Origin of the sequence: Mesorhizobium sp. M4B.F.Ca.ET.203.01.1.1 (assembly GCF_004791025.1) — a bacterium.
In the GTDB taxonomy this organism is placed as follows: domain Bacteria; phylum Pseudomonadota; class Alphaproteobacteria; order Rhizobiales; family Rhizobiaceae; genus Mesorhizobium; species Mesorhizobium abyssinicae.
This window is the reverse complement of the sequence record NZ_SRUO01000001.1, coordinates 215022-238246: the sequence shown is the minus strand read 5'-3', so window position 1 is coordinate 238246 and position 23225 is coordinate 215022. Positions and strand designations below refer to the sequence as shown.

Below are 23225 nucleotides of genomic sequence, written 5' to 3'. Positions count from 1 at the left end.
GGATGGCCCGATGAGGGATGAGATGAAAAATTCAGCCATTTCCGAACGCAAGAACCAGTCGATCTCGCGCGGCGTCGGCATGACCACGCAGATCTATGCCGATCGCGCCGAGAACTCGGAAATCTGGGATGTCGAGGGACGCCGCTACATCGACTTCGCGTCCGGCATCGCCGTCGTCAACACCGGCCACCGCCACCCCAAGGTGATCGAGGCGGTCAAGGCGCAGCTCGACCGCTTCACTCACACCTGCCACCAGGTCGTGCCCTATGAGAGCTATGTCAGGCTGGCCGAACGACTGAACGGCCTGCTGCCCGGCAAGTTCGACAAGAAGACGATCTTCGTCACCACTGGCGCCGAGGCGGTCGAGAATGCGGTCAAGATCGCCCGCAACGCCACTGGCCGCCCGGCCGTCATCGCCTTTTCCGGCGGCTTCCACGGCCGCACCTTCATGGGCATGGCGCTGACCGGCAAGGTGGTGCCCTACAAGGTCGGCTTCGGCGCCATGCCGGCCGATGTCTTCCACGCGCCGTTCCCGGTGGCGCTGCATGGCGTCACGGTCGCCGATTCGCTCGCCGCCCTCGACAGGCTGTTCAAGGCCGATGTCGATCCCGCCCGCGTTGCCGCCATCATCGTCGAGCCGGTGCAGGGCGAGGGCGGTTTCTACGAGGCGCCCCGTGATTTCATGACCGCGCTGCGCAAGGTCTGCGACCAGCACGGCATTTTGCTGATCGCCGACGAGGTGCAGACCGGTTTTGCCCGTACCGGCAAGATGTTCGCCATGGACCATCATGAGGTGGCGCCCGATATCACCACGATGGCCAAGAGCCTGGCCGGCGGTTTCCCGCTGTCGGCGGTCACCGGACGCGCCGAAATCATGGATGCGCCCGGCCCCGGCGGACTCGGCGGCACCTATGGCGGCAGCCCGATCGGCGTCGCCGCCGCCAACGCCGTGCTCGACGTCATCGAGGAGGAAAAGCTTTGCGACCGCGCCAATGCGCTGGGCAGCAGGCTGAAGCAGCGGCTGCAGTCGATCCGCGAGGACGTGCCGGAGATCGTCGACATCAGGGGGCCCGGCTTCATGAACGCGGTCGAGTTCAACGATGTGAAAAAGGGCCTGCCTTCGGCCGAAATCGCCAATGCGGTGCGCCTCAAGGCGCTCGACAAGGGCCTGATCCTGCTCACCTGCGGCGTCTACGGCAACGTCATCCGCTTCCTGTCGCCGATCACCATCCAGGATAGCGTCATGAACGAGGCGCTCGACATTCTGGAAAGCTCGATCCGCGAGGCGCGCGCCGCGTAGCGCCAACCCTGCCTCCCCCTTGTGGGGAGGTCGGACCGAAGGTCCGGGTGGGGCTGATGCCCCCCGTCGCTTCGCAGCGACCCTTCCACGGGGAGAGGTTGGAGCGTCTAGCCTGCAGCCCTGGCGGGCTCCTCCTGGAAGGCGGCAAGCGCCGCCTTCAGCGCATCGGGCCCGCCGGCAACGGCCTGCGGCGTCGGCGAGAAGCCGGCGCCGAGCATCTTGCGGCCAAGCATATGGTCGCCGGGGCGGTTGACGGATTCGATGCCGAGCAGCCGGCTGCCCGCATAGTGGTAGATCGAGAACTTGTTCTCGGCCAGGTCGCCCAGCACCACATGGCTGTCGCCGCCCGAGGTCAGCCCGACCATCTGCAGCTTCATGTCGCCGATATCCGACCAGAACCAGGGTACTGCCGAATAGGCGTCCGCGTGGTTAAGGATGGTGCGCGCGGCAAGCCGCGCCTGGTCGGTGGCGTTCTGCACCGATTCCAGCCGCACATCGGCGCCGGTGAACCAGTGCCGGTAGGAGGCGGCGTCGCCGATGGCGAGGATATCCGGTACCGAGCTGCGCATCTGCTGGTCGACGCGGATGCCGTTGGCGATCGCGATGCCGGCGGACTCGGCCAGTTCGACATTCGGCACCACGCCGATGCCGATGATGACCATCTGCGCCGGCAGCCTTTCGCCGCCGGATGTGATCGCGGCCGAGACACGGCCGCCTTCGCCTTCCAGGCCGGCAACGGTGGTGCCGGTAAGAATCCGCACGCCGATCGCTTCCAGGCGCTGCCTGACATGACTGGCGATGACCGGCGCCACCGCCCGCCCGAGCAGCCGGTCGACGGCTTCGACGACGGTGACATTGCGCCCTGCCGCCCTGAGCGTGGCGGCGATCTCGAGGCCGATGAAGCCGCCGCCGAGGATGACGACATCCTCGCTTTGGGCGCTGAACTCGCGGATCAGCCGCGCATCGGCCAGCGATCGCAGCGACACCACGCCGGAAAGCTCCGAGCCTTGCAGCTTGAGCAGGCGCGGCCGGGCGCCGGTCGCCAGGACAAGGTGATCGAAGGCGAGCGATCCGCCGCCCGATAGGTCCAGCCTCCGGGCGCCGGCATCGATGGCCTCGATGCGGACGCCCGGCCGGTAGTCGATGGCGCTGCCCGAATAGAAGGCTTCGCCGCGCAGGGGCTGCGGCTTTGCGTTCGGGTCCTTGATGAAGGTCTTCGACAGCGGCGGCTTGTGGTAGGGCAGTTCGCTCTCGTCGCCGATCAGGATGACCGGGCCGTCGTAACCTTCCTCGCGCAGGCTCGCCGCCGCTTGCACGCCAGCGTGACCCGCACCAACAATGACCACCCCGTTCTTCATCGCAGCCCTTTTTGCGTTCAAATCTAGGATCTTCCGCCAGGTGGCGATTGTCTGCCGCCGCCGCAATCGCCCCGGTCCGGGTCGCACCCGGAATGGTCACCTGTCAATCGCCGCATTCCACGATTACGTCGCGTCGGCAAAGGCTTAAAGTTGATAGTTACAGTTTAGAATTATTCTAAACAGTTGTTTCAATTGAATTTTCTTGGATAGGCCTGTTGACTTCCAACCCCTTCGCCGCTTTATGGGGGCTCGCGCGACGAGCGCATCCCTTTGATGTCTGGGCCTTGAACCCTTTCGATTGGAGGCATTTCGGTGTCTTTCTTCCACGAGCCGCGCAACGGCGCGGTCCATGTTGTGCCCGGCGGCATGCCCATGCCTCGGCGCGGGCTGGCACGCGCGCCCTTTAGCGAATTCCCAAGGAACTGGAGAACGATGATGACAGCACGTAATGGCGGCAGGCTCGCTGCTATCTGCGCGACTGCCGCGCTGACCGCTGCGGTGTTCGTGCTGCCGGCCAAGGCCGCAACCGACGCCAAGGCGGTCATCAAGACCTATGCCGACATCGCGCTCGCCAAATACGAGGATTCGCTGACCACCGCGCAGGCGCTCGACAAGGCCGTCGACGCGCTGCTCGCCAAGCCGTCGGCGGAGACGCTGAACGCCGCCCGCGAAGCCTGGAAGGCATCGCGCGTTCCCTACCAGCAGACCGAGGTCTACCGCTTCGGCAACAAGATCGTCGACGACTGGGAAGGCAAGGTGAATTCCTGGCCGCTGGACGAAGGCCTGATCGACTATGTCGCCAAGAGCTACGGCAGCGAGTCCGACACCAATTCGCTCTATACCGCCAACGTGATCGCCAACAAGGAGATCGAGATCGACGGCAAGAAGGTCGACGCCTCGAAGCTGACGCCGGAATTCCTGTCCGGCACGCTGCAGGAGGCTGGCGGCGTCGAGGCCAATGTCGCGACCGGCTATCACGCCATCGAGTTCTTGCTCTGGGGCCAGGATCTGCACGGCACCGGTCCCGGCGCCGGCGAGCGACCCTACACGGACTATGACCTCGCCAACTGCACCGGCGGCAATTGCAACCGCCGCGCTGAATATCTGAAGTCGGCGAGCGACCTTTTGGTCTCCGACCTGCAGGAGATGGTCGACAACTGGAAGGAAGGCGGCGCTGCCCGCAAGAACCTGGTCGATGGCGACGCCAATGCCGGCATCTCGACCATCTTCACCGGCATGGGCTCGCTGTCCTATGGCGAACTCGCCGGCGAGCGCATGAAGCTCGGCCTGCTGCTGCATGATCCGGAAGAGGAGCACGACTGCTTCTCTGACAACACCTACAACTCGCACCTCTATGACGCCGTCGGCATCCGCGCCGCCTACCATGCCAGCTACACGCGGCTCGACGGCACGGTGGTTTCCGGACCTTCCGTGTCCGACATGGTCAAGGCCGCCGACCCGGCGATCGGCAAGGAACTGTCGGACAAGCTCGACGTCTCCGTCGCCAGGATGGAGGCGATAAAGGCGCGCGCGCGCGCCGGCGAGGCCTATGACCAGCAGATCGCCGAGGGCAACGCCGAAGGCAACGCCACCGTGCAGGCGGCGATCGATGCGCTGATCGACCAGACCAAGTCGATCGAGCGCGCCGTCGGCTCCCTGAAGCTCAACGACATCGCCTTCGAAGGTTCCGACAGCCTCGACGCGCCGGACAAGGTGTTCAAGTAAGGCGCGAGCATGATCCCCAAAAGGGGTAGTCGGTTTTTGGACAAGATCATGCTCGAATGAGAAACAAGCCAAACGGCGCCGGAGCGGCGCCGTCAGCCAGGGCAAGTGAATGCTGATCTGCCATTGCAACATCATCACTGAGAAGGAGATCGAGCAGACGATCGTCGGCCTGCTGGATGAGGATCCCTGGCAGCTGATCGTGCCGGCGAAAGTCTACCATGCCATGCGCAAGCGCGGTCGCTGTTGCGGCTGCTTCCCAAATGTGGTGGAAACGATCATTCGGGTCACCGAGCACTACCACGCCCGTTCGGAGGCGAGCGGCGCCGACATCGTTTCACACCTGGACCGCGTCAGAGGCTTGCGCGGCCAATACGGGAGCAGAACCCATGAAAGGCGAACCGCAGGTCATCGAGCGGCTTAACGAAGCCCTGTTTCTGGAGCTGGGCGCCGTCAATCAGTACTGGGTCCATTACCGGCTGCTCGAGGACTGGGGCTACACCAAGCTGGCGAAGAAGGAACGGGCGGAATCGATCGAGGAAATGCAGCATGCCGACCGGCTGGTGGCCCGCATCATCTTCCTCGAGGGGCATCCGAACCTTCAGTCAGTTGCGCCGCTGCGCATCGGCCAGAACGTGAAGGAAGTGCTCGAATCCGATCTTGCCGGCGAGTATGACGCGCGCACCGCCTACAAGCGTTCGCGCGAGATCTGCCAGGAGGCCGGCGACTACGTGTCGATGAAACTGTTCGAGGAACTGCTTGCCGACGAGGAAGGTCACATCGACTTCCTCGAGACGCAGCTCGACCTGCTCGCCTCGATCGGCGAGGAGAAATACGGCCAGCTCAATGCCGACTCGGCCAACGAGGCGGAGTAAGGACATGCGGGAATGCGGCGCCGCCTAGATTTCCAGCGCCGCTCGCTGCGGGCCGAAGGCTCGCCTTCCTCGCTTTCCAGGAAAAGCTCGCTGGCCTGGCTGGTTCGCGGGCTTTCTTTCATTCCCGCCGTGGTGGCCACCGCTTCGGCGCTGGCTGGAGACCCGCTGCCCGCGGGCCTTGCCACCGCGCGCAGCGATCTGGCGCCGAAGGACCTGGCGCGTGTCATCGCCGTCACCAGGCCAACCGCGGATTTCTCCAAACCCGAGCCGTTCGAGCTGATGCAGGGTGGCGCCGGCACGTCGCGCAAGGACGTCAGCCGCGACGCCTTCTCGCAGCCCTCCGCCAACATCACCTTCGAGGAAGAAGGCACCTTCAGGCTCGGCAATGCGCTTTTCCGCAAGAACTGGGTGTCCTCACCCTCCTCGACCCAGGCATCGGACGGCCTTGGGCCGCTGTTCAACGAGCGCGCCTGCCAGAACTGCCATCTGAAGGACGGCCGCGGGCGGCCGCCGGAAGGCGGCGCCGGCACCACCTCGATGTTCCTGCGCCTGGCGCGCGATGCAAGCAACGAGGAAGAGAGAGCCGAGCTTGCCGCCCGCAAGTTGCGGAACTTCCCCGATCCGGTCTACGGCTCGCAATTGCAGGGGCTGGCGGTTCCCGGCCTCAAGGGCGAAGGCCGCATGCGCGTCGACTACCAGGAAGAGAAGGTGACGCTCGCCGGCGGCTCCGTGGTCTCACTGCGCAAGCCGGGCTATTCCGTCGACGGCCTCGGCTACGGTCAGCTCGATCCGCGTACCACGCTGTCGCCGCGCCTGACGCCGCCGATGATCGGCCTCGGCCTGATCGAGCAGATCGCGCCCGCCGACATCCTCGCCCGCGCCGATCCGGATGACCGCGATGGCGACGGCATTTCCGGCCGTCCCAACATCGTGGGCGATGGCGCCAGCGGCGGGCTCACGCTCGGCCGCTTCGGCTGGAAGGCTGAGACGCCGTCCATTCGCGAGCAGGCGGCGGACGCTTTCGCCGGCGACATCGGCATCTCGACGCCGGAGGCGCCGAAGCATTGGGGCGACTGCACCGCGGCCGAAAAGGCCTGCTTGGCCATGCCGAACGGCGTGCAGCAGCGGCTCGGCCCGGTCGAGGCGCCGCCGCCGGTGATGGACCTCGTCACCTTCTATTCGCAGAACCTCGCCGTGCCGGCCCGGCGCGACATCGACGACAGCCAGGTGCTCGCCGGCAAGAAGCAGTTCTACGAGATGGGCTGCATTTCCTGCCACACGCCGAAATTCGTCACGTTGCGCGGCACGCCCAACAAGGCGCAGGCCTTCCAGCTGATCTGGCCCTATTCCGACTTCCTGCTGCACGACATGGGGCCGGGTCTCGCCGATGGACAGGCTGTCGGCGACGCGACCGGCAGCGAATGGCGCACACCGCCGCTGTGGGGCATCGGCCTGACCGGAACGGTCAACGGCAATATGTTCTTCTTGCATGACGGGCGCGCCCGCACCCTCGCCGAGGCGATCCTTTGGCATGGCGGCGAGGGGCAGAAGGCGCGCGACCGCTTTGCCGCCGCCGATGCGGCGAACCGCGATGCGCTGGTCAAATTCCTGGAGTCCCTGTGATGTCGAAGCGTCTTGCGTTTGCTCTCCTTCTTCCCCTGGCGATGGTCGGCCCATCCCCGGCATCGGCTGAGGTGAGGGCCTCCGCTGTCATCCAGCGGGCGATCGATGGTTTTATCCGTCCTGCCTATGCCAACCTGCGCGACCATGCCGGCAGCTTGACCAAGGCCGTGCGGGCGCTCTGCGATGCGCCGTCGCAAAGCGGCCTCGAGGCGGCGCGTGCCGAGTTTTCGGCCACGGTCGAAGCCTGGTCATCGGCTGAAATCATCGCTTTCGGGCCGATCAAGGAGAACAACCGGCTGGAGCGCATGCTCTACTGGCCGGACCGCAAGGGTATCGGCCTGAAGCAGGTGCAGGCGGCATTGGCCGGCAAGGACTCAACCGCCAGCGATCCGGCGCAGCTGGCGGGCAAGAGCGTCGCCATGCAGGGACTCGGCGCGCTCGAGTTCGTGCTTTACGGCGACGGCGGCGACGCTCTTGCCGGTAAGGACGATCCCTATCGCTGCGGCTATGGCGCGGCCGTCGCAGGCAATATCGAAACCATGGCCGCCGAGGTTGACGAGGCCTGGAGGAAGCCCGACGGATTTGCAGCACTCTGGGCCAATCCGGGACCGCAGAACCCGCTCTACCGCGACGGCACCGAAGCTGTGACCGAACTTGTCGGCGACTTCATCAACGAGCTGGAGATGGTCCGCGACGTGCGCCTCAAAGGGTTCCTGGGCGGCAAGCCGGAAGGCGACAAGCCCAGGCAGGCGATCTATTGGCGCTCGCAAAATACGACGAATTCCCTGGCCGGCAATTTGTCCGGTATCGATGCGCTGTTCGTGGCTTCGAAGCTTGGCGATGCGCTTCCGGCCGATGCGCAATGGATGGCCGAGTCCATCCACATCCAGCTCGCCAACGGCGTCGCGACCGCCAAATCCGTCACCGGTCCGATCGACAAGGCGCTCGCCGATCCGGTGCTGCGCGGCAAGCTCGATCATTTCGCGCTTATCACCTCCAGCCTGACCACCCTGATCGGCACCAGGCTGACCTCTGAGTTCGGCCTCACCGCCGGGTTTTCGTCCCTGGACGGAGATTGAGCCATGACTGCGGTACGCACGCCGCTGCTCGACCGTCGCGATTTCCTGAGGGCCGCCGGCGCCGGCTTCATGGCGGCGATGACGCCGCGTGCCTGGGCGAAGACGCTTGATGCCGACGCGGTCTTCGCCACCGCCTTCGTCAAGCGCGACGGCAGCTATGGCGCCGCCGTGCTGTCCGAGGCAGGCGATGTGCTGCATGCGATCGACCTGCCCGACCGTGGCCACGACGTCACCTTCGACCCGGTCTCGAAGCGCTCTGTGGTCTTTGCCCGGCAGCCCGGCACCTTTGCCGTGGTGTTCGACCACACCGGCCGCGACAAGCCGCTGACCATCGCCAGCGTCGCCGGACGGCATTTCTTCGGCCACGGCGTCTTCTCGCCCGACGGCGCTCTGCTCTATGCCACCGAGAATGATTTCGACAATGCCGCCGGCGTCGTCGGCGTCTATGACGCGCGCTCGGGCTTCAAGCGCATCGGCGAATTCCCGACCTACGGCATGGGGCCGCATGAGTTGCTTCTGCTCGGCGATGGCCGGACGATCGCGGTCGCCAATGGCGGCATCGAGACCCATCCGGACTACGGCCGCGCCGAGCTCAACATCGCCACCATGAAACCGTCCTATGTGCTGGTCGACCGCATCACCGGCGATCTGATCGAAAAGCACGAATTGCCGTCGGCGCTCCACCAGCTGTCGATCCGCCACATGGATTGCGACCAGGCCGGCACGGTCTGGTTCGGCTGCCAGTATCGCGGCCCGGCGGCCGACCGGCCGCTGCTGATCGGCCGCGCGGCGCGCGGCAAGGACCTGCAGTTGCTCGACATGCCGCAGGACGTGCTCGCGGGCTTCCGCAACTATATCGGCTCGGTCGCCGCCAATCCGGCTGCCGGCACGGTCGCCGTCACCTCGCCTGAGGGCAACTCGCTCGCCGTCATCGACGCCGCCAGCGGCGACGTCGTCGCCACCACGGCGCTGGTCGAGGTCTGCGGCCTGGCGCCCGACGGCACCGGTTTCATCGCCAGCACAGGCGCCGGCGAGATCGTCGAGGACAATGGCGCCAGGCGCTCCGAGCCCGACTATGTCTGGGACAATCACATGCTGCGCATCGCAGAGCCGGCGTAGCCACCGCGAATCGTTGAAGGGACGTTCCCGACCCTGGCCATGCCAAGCCGCATAACAAATATCCACCTTGCCCCTTGCGGGGACGGGCCGTGGCGGGCACAGGGAATTGTTTTTCGACCCAGGGCGTTAACCGGCGAACCATGAAGCTGCTTGCCATCGACTGTGCCGCCACTCTCTGCGCCGCCAGCGTCTATGACGCCGCGGCCGGGCGCGAGCTTGGCCGCCAGGTGCTCGACCTCGGCAAGGGCCATGCCGAGCATCTCATGGCGGTCATCGACGCGGCGCTGAAAGCGGCCGGCACGGGCTACGCAGGCCTCGACGCCATAGCCGTCTCCGTCGGGCCCGGCTCCTTCACCGGCCTGCGCGTCGGCGTCTCCACCGCGCGCGGCCTGGCGCTGGCGCTGAAGATCCCGGCAATCGGCGTGACCACTCTCGAGGCCCTGGCGGCGGAGGCGGCCGAGTTCTTTCCCGGTCGTGCCGTGCTCGCCGCCCTCGACGCCGGGCGCGAGGAGATCCATGTTGCCGCCTATGACAAAGCGTTAGTTTTGACTTACGGTCCGGCGGTGGCCACGCTCGCGCAAGCCACCGCCATTGCCGTGGAGACGTCCACCGTGCTGGCCGGCACCGCCGCGGAGAAGATCGCCGCCTCGGCCGGCCGCGCCTTCGACATCGGGCCGACCGGCGCCACCGCCGACATCGCCGCCTATGCCCGGCTGGCCGCTGAAAAGGGCGTGGGCGACAAGCCCAAGCCGCTCTATCTGCGCGGCGCCGATGCCAGGCCGCAGGCCGGCTTCATTCTTCCAAGACAGGACCATGATCCCAAAAAGCGGGCCCCGGTTTTTGGGCAAGATCATGGTCCGGAAGGAAAAAAGAGCTGATGCGCATTCCCTTCTTTCAGCCGCGCCGCAGGGACTATGCGCTTCAGCCGCTGACGGTTGCCGACAGCGAGGCTGTCTCGGTGCTGCATCAGGAGGACTTTGTGCGGCCGTGGAGCGACGGCGAGTTCGCGGCTTTGCTCGAACAGGACACCGTATTCGGCTATGCCGCGCGCGAAACCGGACAGGGCGGCAAGCCACCGGTCGGCTTCGTGCTGGCGCGGCTGGCGGCAGGCGAGGGCGAGATTCTCACCGTAGCCGTCGCCCGCTCCCACCGCCGCCAGGGGCTTGGCTGGCAATTGATGGACGCGGTGCTGCGCGAATTGCACGCGCAGCGCGCCGAGGCGCTGTTCCTCGAGGTCGATGAGACCAATGTCGCGGCCATCGCGCTCTACCGGCGGCTCGGCTTCCGTGAGGTCGGCAAGCGCGCCAACTACTACAGATCGCCCGAGCGCGGCCCGACCGGCGCGCTTGTCATGCGCCGCGATCTTCGCTAGCGACACGCCGGGACAGGGCCTGCGCGCTGATGATCAAGAAATTACGGATTTTCCTGGCGCTTGCTCTGGTCGTCGCCGGCTCGCTGGTCTTGGTGCCGCTGCAGATCCTGTCGATGAAGACCGGGCTGTGGCCGGAAACCTTCATCCTCAAGATCTGGCACCGGATGATCGCCAGGGCGCTCGGCCTGCGCATCCACGTCAAGGGCGCGCTGTCGGCCAGGCGCCCCTTGCTGGTCGCGTCCAACCACATCTCCTGGACCGACATCATGGTGCTCGGCTCCAGGGTCGACGTGAAGTTCATCGCCCGCGCCGACATGGCGAACTGGCCGATGATCGGCATGCTGTCGAAGCTGCAGCGCACCGTCTTCATCGAGCGCGAGCGCAAGCGCAGCTCGGGCGACCAGGCCAGCGAGATCGCCGGGCGCATGGCCAATGGCGACGCCATGGTACTGTTCGCCGAAGGCTCGACCGGCGACGGCAACCTGCTTTTGCCCTTCAAGAGCACGCTGTTCGGCGCCGCCTCGATGGCGATTTCGGAAGGGGCGACCGAGCAAGTGTTCATCCAGCCGGTGGCGATCGTCTACACCAGGCTGCATGGCGTGCCGCTCGGCCGCCGCCACCGGCCGATCGCCGCCTGGATCGGTGACGAGGACCTGATGCCGCATCTCAAGGTGCTGCTCGCCGAAGGCGCGCTCGATGTCGAGCTGCATTTCGGCGAGCCGATTGCCTTCTCCAAGGGCTCGAACCGCAAGGAGACGGCAAGGCTGATGGAAAGCCGGGTGCGCGAGATGGTGCAGGCGGCGCTTGCCGAGCCGCGCCCGAGCCGCTGACGCGACCCTTCGCGCGCTCGGGGCACGGCGCAAGGGCGCAGAATCGTCTGTTTTTTGTCACTGAAAGGCGTTAGAAGCCGCCCGATGGACCTGAACACGACAGAACGCAACGAGATCGGCATCGCTGCCGACAGCCTGGCTGCCGCTCCGGCGGCGAAGAAGGTCTTCGTCAAGACCTATGGCTGCCAGATGAACGTCTACGACTCGCAGCGCATGACCGATGCGCTGGCGGCCGACGGCTATGTCGCGACCGATATGGTCGATGATGCCGACCTGGTGCTGCTCAACACCTGCCATATCCGCGAAAAGGCGGCGGAAAAGGTCTATTCCGAGCTTGGCCGCATCCGCGACATGAAGGCCGAACGGGCCGGCACCGGCCGCGAGCTGCTGATCGGCGTCGCCGGCTGCGTCGCGCAGGCCGAAGGCGCCGAGATCATCCGCCGCGCGCCGGCCGTCGACCTGGTCATCGGCCCGCAGACCTATCACCGGCTTCCCGACGTGCTGGCAAGGGTGCGCGGCGGCGAGAAGATCGTCGAGACCGACTACGCCGTCGAGGACAAGTTCGAGCATCTGCCGCAGCCGAAGCGCGCCGAGGTCGCCAGGCGCGGCGTCACCGCCTTTCTCACCGTCCAGGAAGGCTGCGACAAGTTTTGCACCTTCTGCGTCGTGCCCTATACGCGCGGCTCCGAAGTCTCGCGACCGGTGGCGCAGATCGTTGCCGAGGCCGAACGCCTGGCCGAGGCCGGCGTGCGCGAGGTGACGCTGCTCGGCCAGAACGTCAATGCCTGGCACGGTGAGGGCGAAAAGGGCGAGGAATGGGGGCTGGGCCGCCTGCTGTTCAGGCTGGCCGAGATCCCTGGCCTGGCGCGGCTGCGCTATACCACCAGCCACCCGCGCGACATGGATGACGAATTGATCGCTGCCCATCGCGACCTGCCGGCGCTGATGCCCTATCTGCATCTGCCGGTGCAGTCGGGCCCCGACCGCATCCTGAAGGCGATGAACCGCAGGCATACGGCGCGCGACTATCTGGCGCTGATCGATCGCATTCGCGCCGCGCGCGGCGATATCGCCATGTCCGGCGATTTCATCGTCGGCTTCCCCGGCGAGACGGAAGCCGATTTCGAGGCGACCATGCAGCTGGTGCGCGAGGTCGACTATGCCTCGGCCTTCTCGTTCAAATATTCGCCGCGTCCGGGCACTCCAGGGGCCGAAATGCCCGATCACGTGCCGGAAGCGGTCAAGGACGATCGCCTGCAGCGCCTGCAGGCCCTGCTCCTGAAGCAACAGCAGGATTTCGGCGCCAGCCTGGTCGGCAGGACCATCGGCACGCTGATCGAGAAGCCCGGCCGCCAGGCTGGCCAGAAGGTCGGCCGTTCGCCCTGGCTGCAGCCCGTTATTGTTGATGAAAAGGCCGGCGAAATCGGTGACATTATCGAGGTACGAATCACAAGGACGGGCTACAATAGCCTGTTCGCCGAGTTGGCCTGATGCATGTCGCTGGAATTGTGCCCGTTGGGACAACGACATGCATAGCCACAAGCCTCGGCAGATGAGGAGAGACGGTTGAGCGCTGCTGAACTGAAGAACCTGCCCCCGAACCAGGCATCCGGGGCTTCCGACATGGCGCACATCGTTCTGACCTTCGACAACAACAAGCTTGCCAGCGCCCTGTATGGCCAGTTCGACGAGAACCTGGCGCGGCTCGAGCAGAAGCTCGGCGTCGACATCCGCTCGCGCGGCAACCAGCTGACGATCAAGGGCTCGGCCTCGGCCGCCGAGCAGGCGCGCCGCGCCCTCGACAACCTCTACGGCATCCTCCAGAAGGGCGTCGACATCGGCCAGTCCGACGTCGACGGCGCCGTGCGCATGGCGATCGCCGCCGACGACCAGCTGACGCTGCCGACGCTGGAGCGCAAGGGCAAGATGTCCGCCGCCCAGATAGCGACGCGCAAGAAGACCATCTACGCCCGCTCGCTCAACCAGGACGCCTATATGCGGGCGCTGGAGCGCTCCGAGCTCGTCTTCGGCATCGGCCCGGCCGGCACCGGCAAGACCTATCTGGCGGTGGCGCATGCCGCGATGCTGCTCGAACGCGGCATGGTCGAGCGCATCGTGCTGTCGCGGCCGGCGGTCGAGGCCGGCGAGCGGCTGGGCTTCCTGCCCGGCGACATGAAGGAGAAGGTCGATCCATATCTGCGGCCGCTCTACGACGCGCTTTACGACATGATGCCGGCCGACAAGGTCGAGCGGGCGATCGCGGCCGAAGTGATTGAGATCGCGCCGCTGGCCTTCATGCGCGGCCGCACGCTGGCGCACGCCGCCGTCATCCTCGACGAAGCGCAGAACACGACGCCGATGCAGATGAAGATGTTCCTCACCCGTCTCGGCGAGAATTCGCGCATGATCGTCACCGGCGATCCGACCCAGATCGACCTGCCGCCGAACACCAAGTCCGGCCTGGTCGAGGCGCTTCGCATCCTCGACGGCGTCACCGGCATGGTGACGGTGCGCTTCAACGAGGGCGACGTCGTCAGGCATCCGCTGGTCGCCGAGATCGTCAAGGCCTATGACCGCGACGGCAAGCTGGCCAGGGGCCTGGGCGCGGAAAGCTGACGAAAAAGCCGCATGGCTGAAGACAGGAAACCAGGCGGCGGCCTGCCCGTCGACATCGATATTTCGATTGAGGCTGGCGATTGGCCCGACGAGGCGGGGCTGACGCGCCTGGTCGATCGCGCCGTGGCTGCCGCCTTTGCCGAAACCGGCGTCGACGGCGCTTCCGAGCTCAGCATCGTCTTTTCCGACGACGCCCACATCCGCACGCTGAACGCCGGCTGGCGCGGCAAGGACAAGCCGACCAACGTTTTGTCTTTCCCGGCTTTTCCGTTCCCGAAGGGCGCTCCGCTGCCGCCGATGCTGGGCGATATCGTGCTCGCCGCCGAGACGGTCGCGCGGGAAGCGGCACTGGAAGACAAGCCGCTGGCGAACCATATCACCCATCTCGTCATCCATGGCCTGCTGCATCTTCTGGGCCACGATCACGAGACCGACGCCGAGGCCGAGGAGATGGAAGCGATCGAGCGCGCGGCGCTCGCAAGGCTTGCCATTCCCGATCCCTACGCGTAACTAAAAAGACCAATTGACCGGACGACGATGAACGACAAACCAGAGACTGCCGCCCGCCCCGACGCCGGCAGTGCGGCCAAGCCTTCCGAAAAGACGGAAGAGGGCTCGAGTCCGAGTACCACGACCGGCAGCATCGCCAGCGAGCCATCGCCTGCCGGTCCTTCCCTGTTCGATCGCGTGCTCGGCCTGTTCAGGCAGCGCAACGGCACCAGCCTGCGCGAGGAGATCGCCGGCGCGCTTGCCGAAACGGCGAGCGATGCCGGCGCCTTCTCCCCCGGCGAGCGCGCCATGCTCAACAACATCCTGCGGCTGCGTGAAGTCCGCGTCGAGGACGTCATGGTGCCGCGCGCCGACATCGAGGCGGTCGAGATCACGACGACGCTGGGCGATCTGCTCGGTCTGTTCGAGCAGTCCGGTCATTCCCGCATGCCGGTCTACTCCGAGACGCTGGACGATCCGCGCGGCATGGTCCACATCCGCGACGTGCTCGCCCACATCACCAAGGTTGCCCGCGTCAAGAAGGGTCGCACCAGCCGCAAGACGCCGGCCGCGGCGCTTCTCGACCTCGCCCAGGTCGATCTCGCCCGCACCATCGGCGACCTCAACCTGATCCGCCCGGTGCTGTTCGTGCCGCCCTCCATGCTTGCCTCCGACCTGATGGGCCGCATGCAGACGACGCGCACCCAGATGGCCTTGGTCATCGACGAATATGGCGGCACCGACGGCCTCGCCTCGCTGGAAGACATCGTCGAGATGGTGGTCGGCGACATCGAGGACGAGCATGACGACGATGAGCCGATGATCACCCAGTCCGGCGAGGGCAACTTCATCGTCGACGGCAAGGCCGAGATCGACGAGGTCGCCAAGATGATCGGCGAGGATTTCACCGCCGGTGAGCATGGCGAATATGTCGACACCATCGGCGGCATGATCTTCAACACGCTCGGCCGCGTGCCGGCCCGCGGCGAGGTGGTGCAGGCCATACCCGGCTTCGAGTTCCATGTCCTCGACGCCGATCCGCGCCGCGTCAAGCGCGTGCGCATCGTGCAGGTCCAGAAGGGCGAGCGCCGCCGCCGCGCCGCCCGCACCGAGCAGGCCTGAAACCCGCCTGATGACGGCCGAGGATCCGTTCAAGCATGCCGTCCTTGGGTCCGGCATATTCTATAAGGACCCGCGTGCGGCTTTGACCTGGCTTGAAGCGGCCTTCGGTTTCGAGCCGAGCATGGTCGTCAGCGATGCCGAGGGCCGCCTCGTCCATTCCGAAATGCGCTTCGGCGACGGCTACATCGTCGTCGATTCAGAGTGGGCCGACCATGTCGCCAGCCCCGCTTCCGTCGGTGGCCGCAACACCCAGTCTGTCTATATCCGGCTGAAGGACGGGCTCGACGCCCATTGCGAGCAGGCGCGGCTGGCCGGGGCCGAGATCATCCAGGAACCGACCGACCAGTTCTATGGCGAACGGCAATACCGCGCCCGCGACCCCGAAGGCCATGTCTGGACCTTCACGCAGACCTTGCGCGCGGTGCCGCGCGAGGAGGCTGAGCGGCTGAGCGGCCTCAGCATCGAGGGCTGGCACCGATAACATCAGATTGCGCTTATCGATGTTTGGAGCGCGGACCGCGGCCTGATAAATCTTTTGCCGTGATTCGCGCGACTCGGAAGCCTCAATGCAGCGCCTGGCCGGCCGGATAATTCTGCTCTGGGGGTGGCGGCGGGCGCTGGTGGCGTTTCTCGCCGGAGCGCTGGCGGTCCTCGCCCAGGCGCCCTATGATTTCTTCGCCGTCTGCTTCATCTCGTTCCCGCTGCTGGTCTGGCTGCTCGACGGCGCCACCGGCGAGGCTTCCGACGGCTGGCTGAGGCGGCTGAAGCCGTCCTTCGCCATCGGCTGGTGGTTCGGCTTCGGCTATTTTCTCGCCGGCCTGTGGTGGATCGGCCAGGCGCTGCTTGTCGAGGCCGACAGCTTCGCCTGGGCCTTGCCCTTCGCGGTGGTCGGCATCCCCTTCGGGCTCGCCTTCTTCTACGGTTTCGCCACGGTCGTGGCGCGGCTGTTGTGGAGCAACGGCATCGGCCGCATCGCGGCACTGGCCTTCGGCTTCGGCCTGGCGGAATGGCTGCGCGATTTCCTGTTCACCGGCTTCCCCTGGAACGCCGTCGGCTATGCGGCGATGCCGGTTCCCCTGCTGATGCAGAGTGTGTCCGTGACCGGCATGATCGGCATGAACGCGCTCGCCGTCTTCGTCTTTTCGCTGCCCGCGCTGGTCGCTGCGCGGCGCCAGCTTCGCCTGGGCTTCGCGCTGCTCGGCATCCTCGTCGCCGCCCATGTCGGCTTCGGCTATGTCAGGCTTGCCGCTCCGCTCGAGCCGGCGACCCGTTCGGTCGATGTCCGCATCGTCCAGCCGGACGTCGACCTCAGCGAAAAATGGGACGCTTCGGTTCGCGACCGCATCTTCGCCACCTTGCTCGGCCTGTCGGGCAAGGCGCCGGAACCCGGCCATGCCAGGCCGCAGCTGATCCTGTGGCCGGAGACCTCGGTGCCGTTCCTGTTCACCGAGCGCCCGGACGCGCTGACGGCGCTGGGCGACATGCTCGGCGAAGGCCAGATGCTGATCGCCGGCGTCGTCCGCGAGGAGGGCGGCTCGGCGGCAGGCGCCGGCAGCCGCTATTACAATTCCGTGGTGGCGATCAACGACAAGGGCGAGATCGCCGACGCCGTCGACAAGATCCATCTGGTGCCGTTCGGCGAATATCTGCCTTTCGCCGACGTTTTCGACCGCTTCGGGGTCGAGCAGCTGGTCGCCGGCCCGATGAATTTCGCGCCCGGCAACGAGCGCCATCCGATCGTATTGCCGGATGGCGTCCGCGCGCTCCCCTTCATTTGCTACGAGGTCATCTTCCCCGACCTTGTGGCAGTTGACGCAACGTCAGCTCAGCTTATTGTGAACGTCACGAACGATGCGTGGTTCGGTGATACGCCGGGCCCATACCAGCACTTCAGGCAGGCCCAGATTCGCGCGGTGGAGAATGGATTGCCTTTGTTGCGTGCGGCTAACAATGGCATTTCCGCCATTGTCGATCCGCGCGGCCGTATTGTCGACGCGCTCGCCGTCAATGCGCGCGGCGCAATCGATGCGCATGTGCCGATTTCTGGGCGCGCCCTCATTTCCGCCCGCCAGCGGCGAATTAACGGATTGATGATCATGTTCCTGTTCGCGCTGGGAGCACTCCTATCGAATGTAAGGCTACGGCTACGGGTGAATTGACAGCCGACACATTAGAAACTCATACTGTAAGCGCCTGAAATTTCTCGAAGTCGGTTGGAGGTTCTGTTGGGGCAGTTGGCTCCGGCTTCGTTTGGGCAAGAAAAAATAGAAAAAGCCGGAAAAATTCGGCGAGGAGAAAATGACAGAAGAAAATAAGAAAAAACCGAATCCGATCGACATCCATGTCGGAAGTCGCATCAGGCTTCGGCGCAATATGCTTGGAATGAGCCAGGAGAAGCTGGGTGAGAATCTCGGCATCACGTTTCAACAGATCCAGAAGTACGAGAAAGGCACGAACCGGGTCGGCGCCAGCCGTTTGCAGGCCATAGCGTCCATCCTCAGCGTGCCCGTAGCCTTCTTTTTCGAGGATGCCCCGGGTCAGGAGGCCGTGGGCAACCGAGGATTCGCCGAAGACCCGTCGATGGCATTCGCCGTCGAGTTCTGCGGCAGTCCGGAAGGGCTTCAGCTCAACCGCGCCTTCGTCAAGATTGCCGACGTCAAGGTGCGTCGCAGGATCATTGATCTGGTGAAATCGCTTTCTACCGACGACGCCGACTGATCCAGGGGACTTGTGCCACCGGCGGCGCCCCGCTGGTGGTGGCACAAGACAAACTGTGCTCACATTCATGCCGGAACCGCGGCAGCGCTTGACGAGCGGCGCCCGGCACCGCTAACACGTGGCGCGCCAAAAATCGGCAACCTGCCGATCTTTCTTCAAGAGGGGACACCCGTGACGCGGCTGAACTACTTCTTCACCTCGGAATCCGTTGCCGAGGGCCATCCCGACAAGGTTTGCGACCGTATCTCCGACGAAATCGTCGATCTGGTCTATCGCGAGGCCAAGAAGACCGGCATGGACCCGTGGAAAGTCCGTGTCGCTTGCGAGACCCTGGCGACGACCAACCGCGTCGTCATCGCCGGCGAGGTCCGGGTTCCAGAGACGCTGCTGAAGAAAGACAAGGCCGGCAACATCCTCAAGGACGCTGCCGGTCATCCGGTCGTCAATCCGGCGAAGTTCAAGTCGGTTGCCCGCAAGGCGATCCGCGAGATCGGCTACGAGCAGGCCGGCTTCCACTGGAAGACGGCGAAGATCGATGTTCTGCTGCACGGCCAGTCGCCCGACATCGGCCAGGGCGTCGACAGCGCCGCCGACCGCCAGGGCGAGGAAGGTGCCGGCGACCAGGGCATCATGTTCGGCTACGCCTGCCGCGAGACGCCGGACCTGATGCCGGCGCCGATCTACTACAGCCACAAGATACTCGAACTCCTGGCCGCCGCGCGCCATGAAGGCGACGGCGATGCCGGCAAGCTCGGGCCGGACGCCAAGAGCCAGGTCACCGTGCGCTATGTCGACGGCAAGGCCGCGGAAGCGACGCAGATCGTGCTGTCGACCCAGCATCTCGATGCGACCTGGGATTCCAAGAAGGTCCGCAAGGTCGTCGAGCCCTATATCCGCGAGGCCTTGGGCGATCTCAAGATCGCCGAGGACTGCAACTGGTACATCAATCCGACCGGCAAGTTCGTCATCGGCGGTCCGGATGGTGACGCCGGCCTCACCGGGCGCAAGATCATCGTCGACACCTATGGTGGCGCTGCGCCGCATGGCGGCGGCGCCTTCTCCGGCAAGGACACCACCAAGGTCGACCGCTCGGCAGCCTATGCGGCGCGCTACCTCGCCAAGAACGTCGTCGCCGCCAAGCTCGCCGACCGCTGCACCATCCAGCTGTCCTACGCCATCGGCGTCGCCCAGCCGCTGTCGGTCTATGTCGACCTGCACGGCACCGGCAAGGTCGACGAGGCGAGGCTGGAGGATGCGCTGCGCTCGGTCATGGACCTGTCGCCATCCGGCATCCGCCGTCACCTCGACCTCAACCGGCCGATCTACGCGAAAACCTCGTCCTATGGTCATTTCGGCCGCAAGGCCGGCCGCGACGGTTCCTTCTCCTGGGAGAAGACCGATCTCGCCAAGGCGCTGAAGGATGCGGTCGCCGCCTGACGGCGACTGCAGACCTGTCCATGGATCCAAAAGACAGACCGAGCCGCGCGACCGAAGCTTTTTTCGGTCGCCGGCGCGGCAAGACCATCCGTCCGCAGCAGGCCGCGGCGCTGGAAAGCGGGTTTCAGACTTACAGGCTTGATCTGGCGGCCGCGCCGCCGGCCGAATTGCGGACGCTGTTTGCCGCCGACGTTTCCGCCGTCCAACTCGAGATCGGTTTCGGCGGCGGCGAGCACCTGCTGCATCGCGCGACGGCGGCTCCGCAGACCGGCTTCATCGGCGTCGAGCCCTTCGTCAACGGCATGGCCAAGCTGATGATGGCGGTACGGGAAAAGCCGCTGGCCAATCTCAGGGTTCATGACGACGACGCCACGCGGCTGCTCGACTGGCTGCCGCCGGCTTCGCTCGACGGCATCGACCTGCTCTATCCCGATCCCTGGCCGAAGAAGAAGCACTGGAAGCGACGCTTCGTCGGTCCGGTCAATCTCGACCGTTTCGCCCATGTGCTGAAGCCGGGCGGAAAATTCCGCTTCGCCTCCGACATCGACACTTATGTGAACTGGACGCTTTTGCATTGCCGGGCGCACGGCGCCTTTGCATGGCAGGCGCGCGAAGCGGCAGACTGGCATCGGCCTTATGATGGCTGGCCGGGCACGCGCTATGAGGCCAAGGCGCTGCGTGAGGGCCGCCGGCCCGCCTATCTGACTTTCGTCAGGACGTAGGCCCGGCGCGATACGGTTAACCGCGCCAGGCGGGCTTCAGAAGCGCCCGATCTTTCAGAAGCGGCCCATCCTGCCGAAGGCGGCCGGGTCCATGCCGAGCTTGCGCAGATCGCTGGCGCGCGGCCTGCGTCCGGCTTCGACGGACCGCGACGCGGCAACGGCACTGCCGAAGGTGGTGAAGATGTCGCCGATGGCGGAAAACAGCTTGCGGCTACCCATGATTTTCAACCTTTCGCGCGCCACCGCGCGCAATTTCTCTTGTTGTGCGATGCAACATAGATAGGCACGTCGCGCCTGGGATCACAGAGGCGTTGCCGCATGGACGCCATGCGCCGGGCGCAAGGCTGCCTGTGCCGGCCTCCATCTGCCGGTGGTAAGCAGCAAGAGCGCCGCGTTTGCGACGCTCCTCACGGCAGGCTTGAAACGCCGAGCGGGATCGTTTATATCAGCCTCAAATTCTTGGTCGGTATGACGAAGAGTGGGTCCACCCGGTCCCGCTCTTTTTTATTACCTGCCGGCCAGCCACGAAAAAGAGCGACAGGGACCTGATGAGCGCAGCGGCAATCGACGCCGACGACCGTATCATCCGCGAAAGCGGGATCGATGCGCGCATAGCGCTGATCGTGCAGCCGGTGCTGCGCGGGATCGGCTTTCGCCTGGTGCGGGTGCATCTGTCGGGCCAGAACGGGCTGACGCTGCAGATCATGGCCGAACGCGAGGACGGCACCATGACGGTCGAGGATTGCGAGGAAGTCAGCCGCGCCGTCTCGCCCGCACTCGATGTCGAAGATCCGATCGAAAAGGCGTATCATCTCGAAGTGTCTTCGCCCGGCATCGACCGGCCGCTGGTGCGCAAGTCGGATTTCACCACCTGGACCGGCCATCTGGTCAAGATGGAGACCTCGGTTCTGGTCGGCGACCGCAAGCGCTTCAAGGGCAAGATCGCCGAGAGCGACGATGATGGCGTGCTGATCGCCCGCGACAAGGCTGCCTATGGCGAGGAGCCGACGGTGCGCGTGCCTTACGATGCGATCGCCGATGCCCGGCTGGTGCTGACCGACGATCTCATCCGCGACGCCCTGTCGAAGGACAACAGGGCGCGCAAGGAAGCCAAGAAGCGTCGCGGCGAAGCGGAAGACGCTGCCGCGGATACGGAAAACGAAACCGAACAGGACAATTGATTTGAGCCGCCCGGCGACAGGTCCGGCAACAGGCTCGGGAGAAAGACAATGGTTGTAAGCGCCAACAGACTGGAACTGCTGCAGATCGCCGACGCGGTCGCGCGTGAAAAGTCGATCGACAAGTCGATCGTCATCGCCGCCATGGCCGATGCGATCCAGAAGGCTGCGCGCTCGCGCTATGGCCAGGAGACCAACATCCGCGCCGACATCAACGCCAACACCGGCGAGATGAAGCTGCAGCGGCTGATGGAAGTGGTCGAGAAGGTCGAGGACTACGCCACGCAGATCGCCATTTCCTCGGCCCGCGAGCGTAACCCCGACGCCCAGCTCGGCGACTTCATCGCCGAACAGCTGCCGCCGATGGATTTCGGCCGCATCGCCGCCCAGTCGGCCAAGCAGGTCATCGTCCAGAAGGTGCGCGAGGCCGAGCGTGACCGCCAGTATGACGAATACAAGGACCGCATCGGCGAGATCGTCAACGGCACCGTCAAGCGCGTCGAATACGGCAACGTCATCGTCGATCTCGGCCGCGGCGAGGCGATCATCCGCCGCGACGAGCTGATTCCGCGCGAAAACTACAAATACGGCGACCGCGTCCGCGCCTATGTCTACGACGTGCGCCGCGAGCAGCGCGGCCCGCAGATCTTCCTGTCGCGAACCCATCCGCAGTTCATGGCCAAGCTCTTCACCATGGAAGTGCCGGAAATCTACGACGGCATCATCGAGATCAAGTCGGTGGCCCGCGATCCGGGCTCGCGCGCCAAGATCGCCGTCATCTCGCGCGATAGCTCGATCGATCCGGTCGGCGCCTGCGTCGGCATGCGCGGCAGCCGCGTCCAGGCGGTGGTCGGCGAACTGCAGGGCGAGAAGATCGACATCATTCCGTGGTCGCCGTCGGCCGCGTCCTTCATCGTCAACGCGCTGCAGCCGGCCGAGGTCGCCAAGGTGGTGCTCGACGAGGATGCCGAGCGCATCGAGGTCGTGGTGCCGGACGACCAGCTGTCGCTGGCCATCGGCCGTCGCGGCCAGAACGTCCGCCTTGCCTCGCAGCTCACTGGCTGGGACATCGATATCCTGACCGAGCAGGAAGAGAGCGAGCGCCGCCAGAAGGAATTCGTCGAGCGTTCGGCGCTGTTCATGGAAGCCCTCGACGTTGACGAGATGGTCGGCCAGGTGCTGGCCTCCGAGGGCTTCACCAGCGTCGAGGAAGTCGCCTATGTCGATGCCGGCGAAATCGCCTCCATCGATGGCTTCGACGAGGACACCGCTTCGGAGATCCAGACCCGCGCCCGCGAATATCTGGAGAAGATCGAGGCCGAGCATGACGACAAGCGCAAGGCGCTCGGCGTCGAGGACGAACTGCGCGAGATCCCCGGCATCACCACCGCCATGATGGTGACGCTCGGCGAGGACGGCGTGAAGACGATCGAGGATTTCGCCGGCTATGCCGCGGACGACCTGACCGGCTGGAAGGAACGCAAGGACGGCGAGACCAAGGTCTATCCGGGCGTGCTCGCCAGCCACGGCGTGTCGCGCGCCGATGCCGAGCAGATGGTTCTGGCTGCGCGCCTCAAGGCCGGCTGGATCACCGAGGACGAGCTTGCCGCGCAGGAAGCGCCGGCTGACGAAGCCGTCGGTGCGTGAGGTGAAACCGCATCGCAC

General features: G+C 65.4%; 23 protein-coding genes. 21 read left to right on the top strand and 2 right to left on the bottom strand.

Annotated elements, in window-relative coordinates; genetic code table 11:
• Positions 1 to 22: 22 nt before the first annotated feature.
• The gene (locus tag EN846_RS01115) at positions 23 to 1300 is read left to right on the top strand and encodes a 4-aminobutyrate--2-oxoglutarate transaminase (RefSeq protein ID WP_127390855.1); all 1278 of its coding nucleotides are present in this window, start codon (positions 23 to 25) and stop codon (positions 1298 to 1300) included.
• A 107-nt stretch (positions 1301 to 1407) separates the two neighbouring features.
• Here the strand turns inward: EN846_RS01115 and EN846_RS01110 are convergent, their stop codons facing one another.
• Positions 1408 to 2658, bottom strand: coding sequence for an FAD-dependent oxidoreductase (locus EN846_RS01110; RefSeq protein WP_127390858.1), 1251 nt, complete (start codon positions 2656 to 2658; stop codon positions 1408 to 1410).
• 435 nt (positions 2659 to 3093) lie between these two features.
• Between EN846_RS01110 and EN846_RS01105 the strand changes: the two genes are divergently transcribed.
• The 18 genes from EN846_RS01105 (at position 3094) to EN846_RS01020 (ending at position 20382) form a co-directional block, all read left to right on the top strand.
• On the top strand, positions 3094 to 4383 hold the full coding sequence (locus tag EN846_RS01105; RefSeq protein WP_127390857.1) for an imelysin family protein: 1290 nt from the start codon (positions 3094 to 3096) through the stop codon (positions 4381 to 4383).
• Positions 4384 to 4492: 109 nt separating this feature from the next.
• On the top strand, positions 4493 to 4804 hold the full coding sequence (locus tag EN846_RS01100) for a (2Fe-2S)-binding protein (protein ID WP_126056686.1): 312 nt from the start codon (positions 4493 to 4495) through the stop codon (positions 4802 to 4804).
• On the top strand, positions 4770 to 5255 hold the full coding sequence (gene bfr, locus EN846_RS01095) for a bacterioferritin (RefSeq protein ID WP_126056685.1): 486 nt from the start codon (positions 4770 to 4772) through the stop codon (positions 5253 to 5255). Before EN846_RS01100 ends, bfr begins: the two co-directional genes overlap by 35 nt.
• A gap of 12 nt (positions 5256 to 5267) precedes the next feature.
• Positions 5268 to 6878, top strand: coding sequence for a di-heme oxidoredictase family protein (locus EN846_RS01090; protein WP_128346020.1), 1611 nt, complete (start codon positions 5268 to 5270; stop codon positions 6876 to 6878).
• A complete protein-coding gene (locus tag EN846_RS01085) occupies positions 6878 to 7957 on the top strand; it encodes an imelysin family protein (RefSeq protein WP_127390854.1) in 1080 nt (359 codons plus the stop codon). Before EN846_RS01090 ends, EN846_RS01085 begins: the two co-directional genes overlap by 1 nt.
• A gap of 3 nt (positions 7958 to 7960) precedes the next feature.
• Positions 7961 to 9076 carry a DUF1513 domain-containing protein gene (locus EN846_RS01080; RefSeq protein ID WP_127390853.1) on the top strand — a complete coding sequence of 372 codons (1116 nt, stop codon included), beginning with the start codon at positions 7961 to 7963 and terminating at the stop codon, positions 9074 to 9076.
• Positions 9077 to 9216: 140 nt separating this feature from the next.
• Positions 9217 to 9954: a tRNA (adenosine(37)-N6)-threonylcarbamoyltransferase complex dimerization subunit type 1 TsaB gene (tsaB, locus tag EN846_RS01075; protein WP_127282748.1), complete on the top strand. Its 738-nt coding sequence runs from the start codon at positions 9217 to 9219 to the stop codon at positions 9952 to 9954.
• Entirely contained in the window at positions 9954 to 10448 is a 495-nt protein-coding gene (gene rimI, locus EN846_RS01070; RefSeq protein ID WP_127282749.1) for a ribosomal protein S18-alanine N-acetyltransferase, read from the top strand. Before tsaB ends, rimI begins: the two co-directional genes overlap by 1 nt.
• 29 nt (positions 10449 to 10477) lie before the next feature.
• On the top strand, positions 10478 to 11278 hold the full coding sequence (locus tag EN846_RS01065; RefSeq protein ID WP_127390851.1) for a 1-acyl-sn-glycerol-3-phosphate acyltransferase: 801 nt from the start codon (positions 10478 to 10480) through the stop codon (positions 11276 to 11278).
• Positions 11279 to 11362: 84 nt separating this feature from the next.
• Positions 11363 to 12769: a tRNA (N6-isopentenyl adenosine(37)-C2)-methylthiotransferase MiaB gene (gene miaB, locus EN846_RS01060; RefSeq protein ID WP_135913818.1), complete on the top strand. Its 1407-nt coding sequence runs from the start codon at positions 11363 to 11365 to the stop codon at positions 12767 to 12769.
• A gap of 75 nt (positions 12770 to 12844) precedes the next feature.
• Positions 12845 to 13894, top strand: a complete 1050-nt coding sequence (locus EN846_RS01055) for a PhoH family protein (protein WP_126056677.1) — start codon at positions 12845 to 12847, stop codon at positions 13892 to 13894.
• 12 nt (positions 13895 to 13906) lie between these two features.
• Positions 13907 to 14404: an rRNA maturation RNase YbeY gene (gene ybeY, locus EN846_RS01050; RefSeq protein ID WP_127390848.1), complete on the top strand. Its 498-nt coding sequence runs from the start codon at positions 13907 to 13909 to the stop codon at positions 14402 to 14404.
• 27 nt (positions 14405 to 14431) lie between these two features.
• Entirely contained in the window at positions 14432 to 15505 is a 1074-nt protein-coding gene (locus EN846_RS01045; RefSeq protein ID WP_127282753.1) for a hemolysin family protein, read from the top strand.
• Positions 15506 to 15515: 10 nt separating this feature from the next.
• Positions 15516 to 15986 carry a VOC family protein gene (locus EN846_RS01040; protein WP_127390847.1) on the top strand — a complete coding sequence of 157 codons (471 nt, stop codon included), beginning with the start codon at positions 15516 to 15518 and terminating at the stop codon, positions 15984 to 15986.
• 85 nt (positions 15987 to 16071) lie between these two features.
• Positions 16072 to 17664 carry an apolipoprotein N-acyltransferase gene (lnt, locus tag EN846_RS01035; RefSeq protein WP_127390846.1) on the top strand — a complete coding sequence of 531 codons (1593 nt, stop codon included), beginning with the start codon at positions 16072 to 16074 and terminating at the stop codon, positions 17662 to 17664.
• A gap of 139 nt (positions 17665 to 17803) precedes the next feature.
• Positions 17804 to 18223 (top strand): helix-turn-helix domain-containing protein, encoded by a 420-nt coding sequence (locus tag EN846_RS01030; RefSeq protein WP_127282756.1) that lies wholly within the window; start codon positions 17804 to 17806, stop codon positions 18221 to 18223.
• 171 nt (positions 18224 to 18394) lie between these two features.
• Entirely contained in the window at positions 18395 to 19660 is a 1266-nt protein-coding gene (gene metK, locus EN846_RS01025; protein ID WP_127390845.1) for a methionine adenosyltransferase, read from the top strand.
• A 20-nt stretch (positions 19661 to 19680) separates the two neighbouring features.
• Positions 19681 to 20382 carry a tRNA (guanosine(46)-N(7))-methyltransferase TrmB gene (locus EN846_RS01020; protein WP_127390844.1) on the top strand — a complete coding sequence of 234 codons (702 nt, stop codon included), beginning with the start codon at positions 19681 to 19683 and terminating at the stop codon, positions 20380 to 20382.
• 54 nt (positions 20383 to 20436) lie between these two features.
• Here EN846_RS01020 and EN846_RS01015 read toward each other — a convergent pair whose 3' ends face one another.
• Positions 20437 to 20601, bottom strand: coding sequence for a hypothetical protein (locus EN846_RS01015; RefSeq protein ID WP_127390843.1), 165 nt, complete (start codon positions 20599 to 20601; stop codon positions 20437 to 20439).
• A gap of 329 nt (positions 20602 to 20930) precedes the next feature.
• Here EN846_RS01015 and rimP point away from each other — a divergent pair, with 329 nt between their 5' ends.
• Both rimP and nusA read left to right on the top strand, forming a co-directional pair.
• Positions 20931 to 21563, top strand: coding sequence for a ribosome maturation factor RimP (rimP, locus tag EN846_RS01010; RefSeq protein ID WP_127282760.1), 633 nt, complete (start codon positions 20931 to 20933; stop codon positions 21561 to 21563).
• Between the two features lie 48 nt (positions 21564 to 21611).
• On the top strand, positions 21612 to 23207 hold the full coding sequence (nusA, locus tag EN846_RS01005; RefSeq protein WP_127282761.1) for a transcription termination factor NusA: 1596 nt from the start codon (positions 21612 to 21614) through the stop codon (positions 23205 to 23207).
• Positions 23208 to 23225 lie beyond the last annotated feature (18 nt).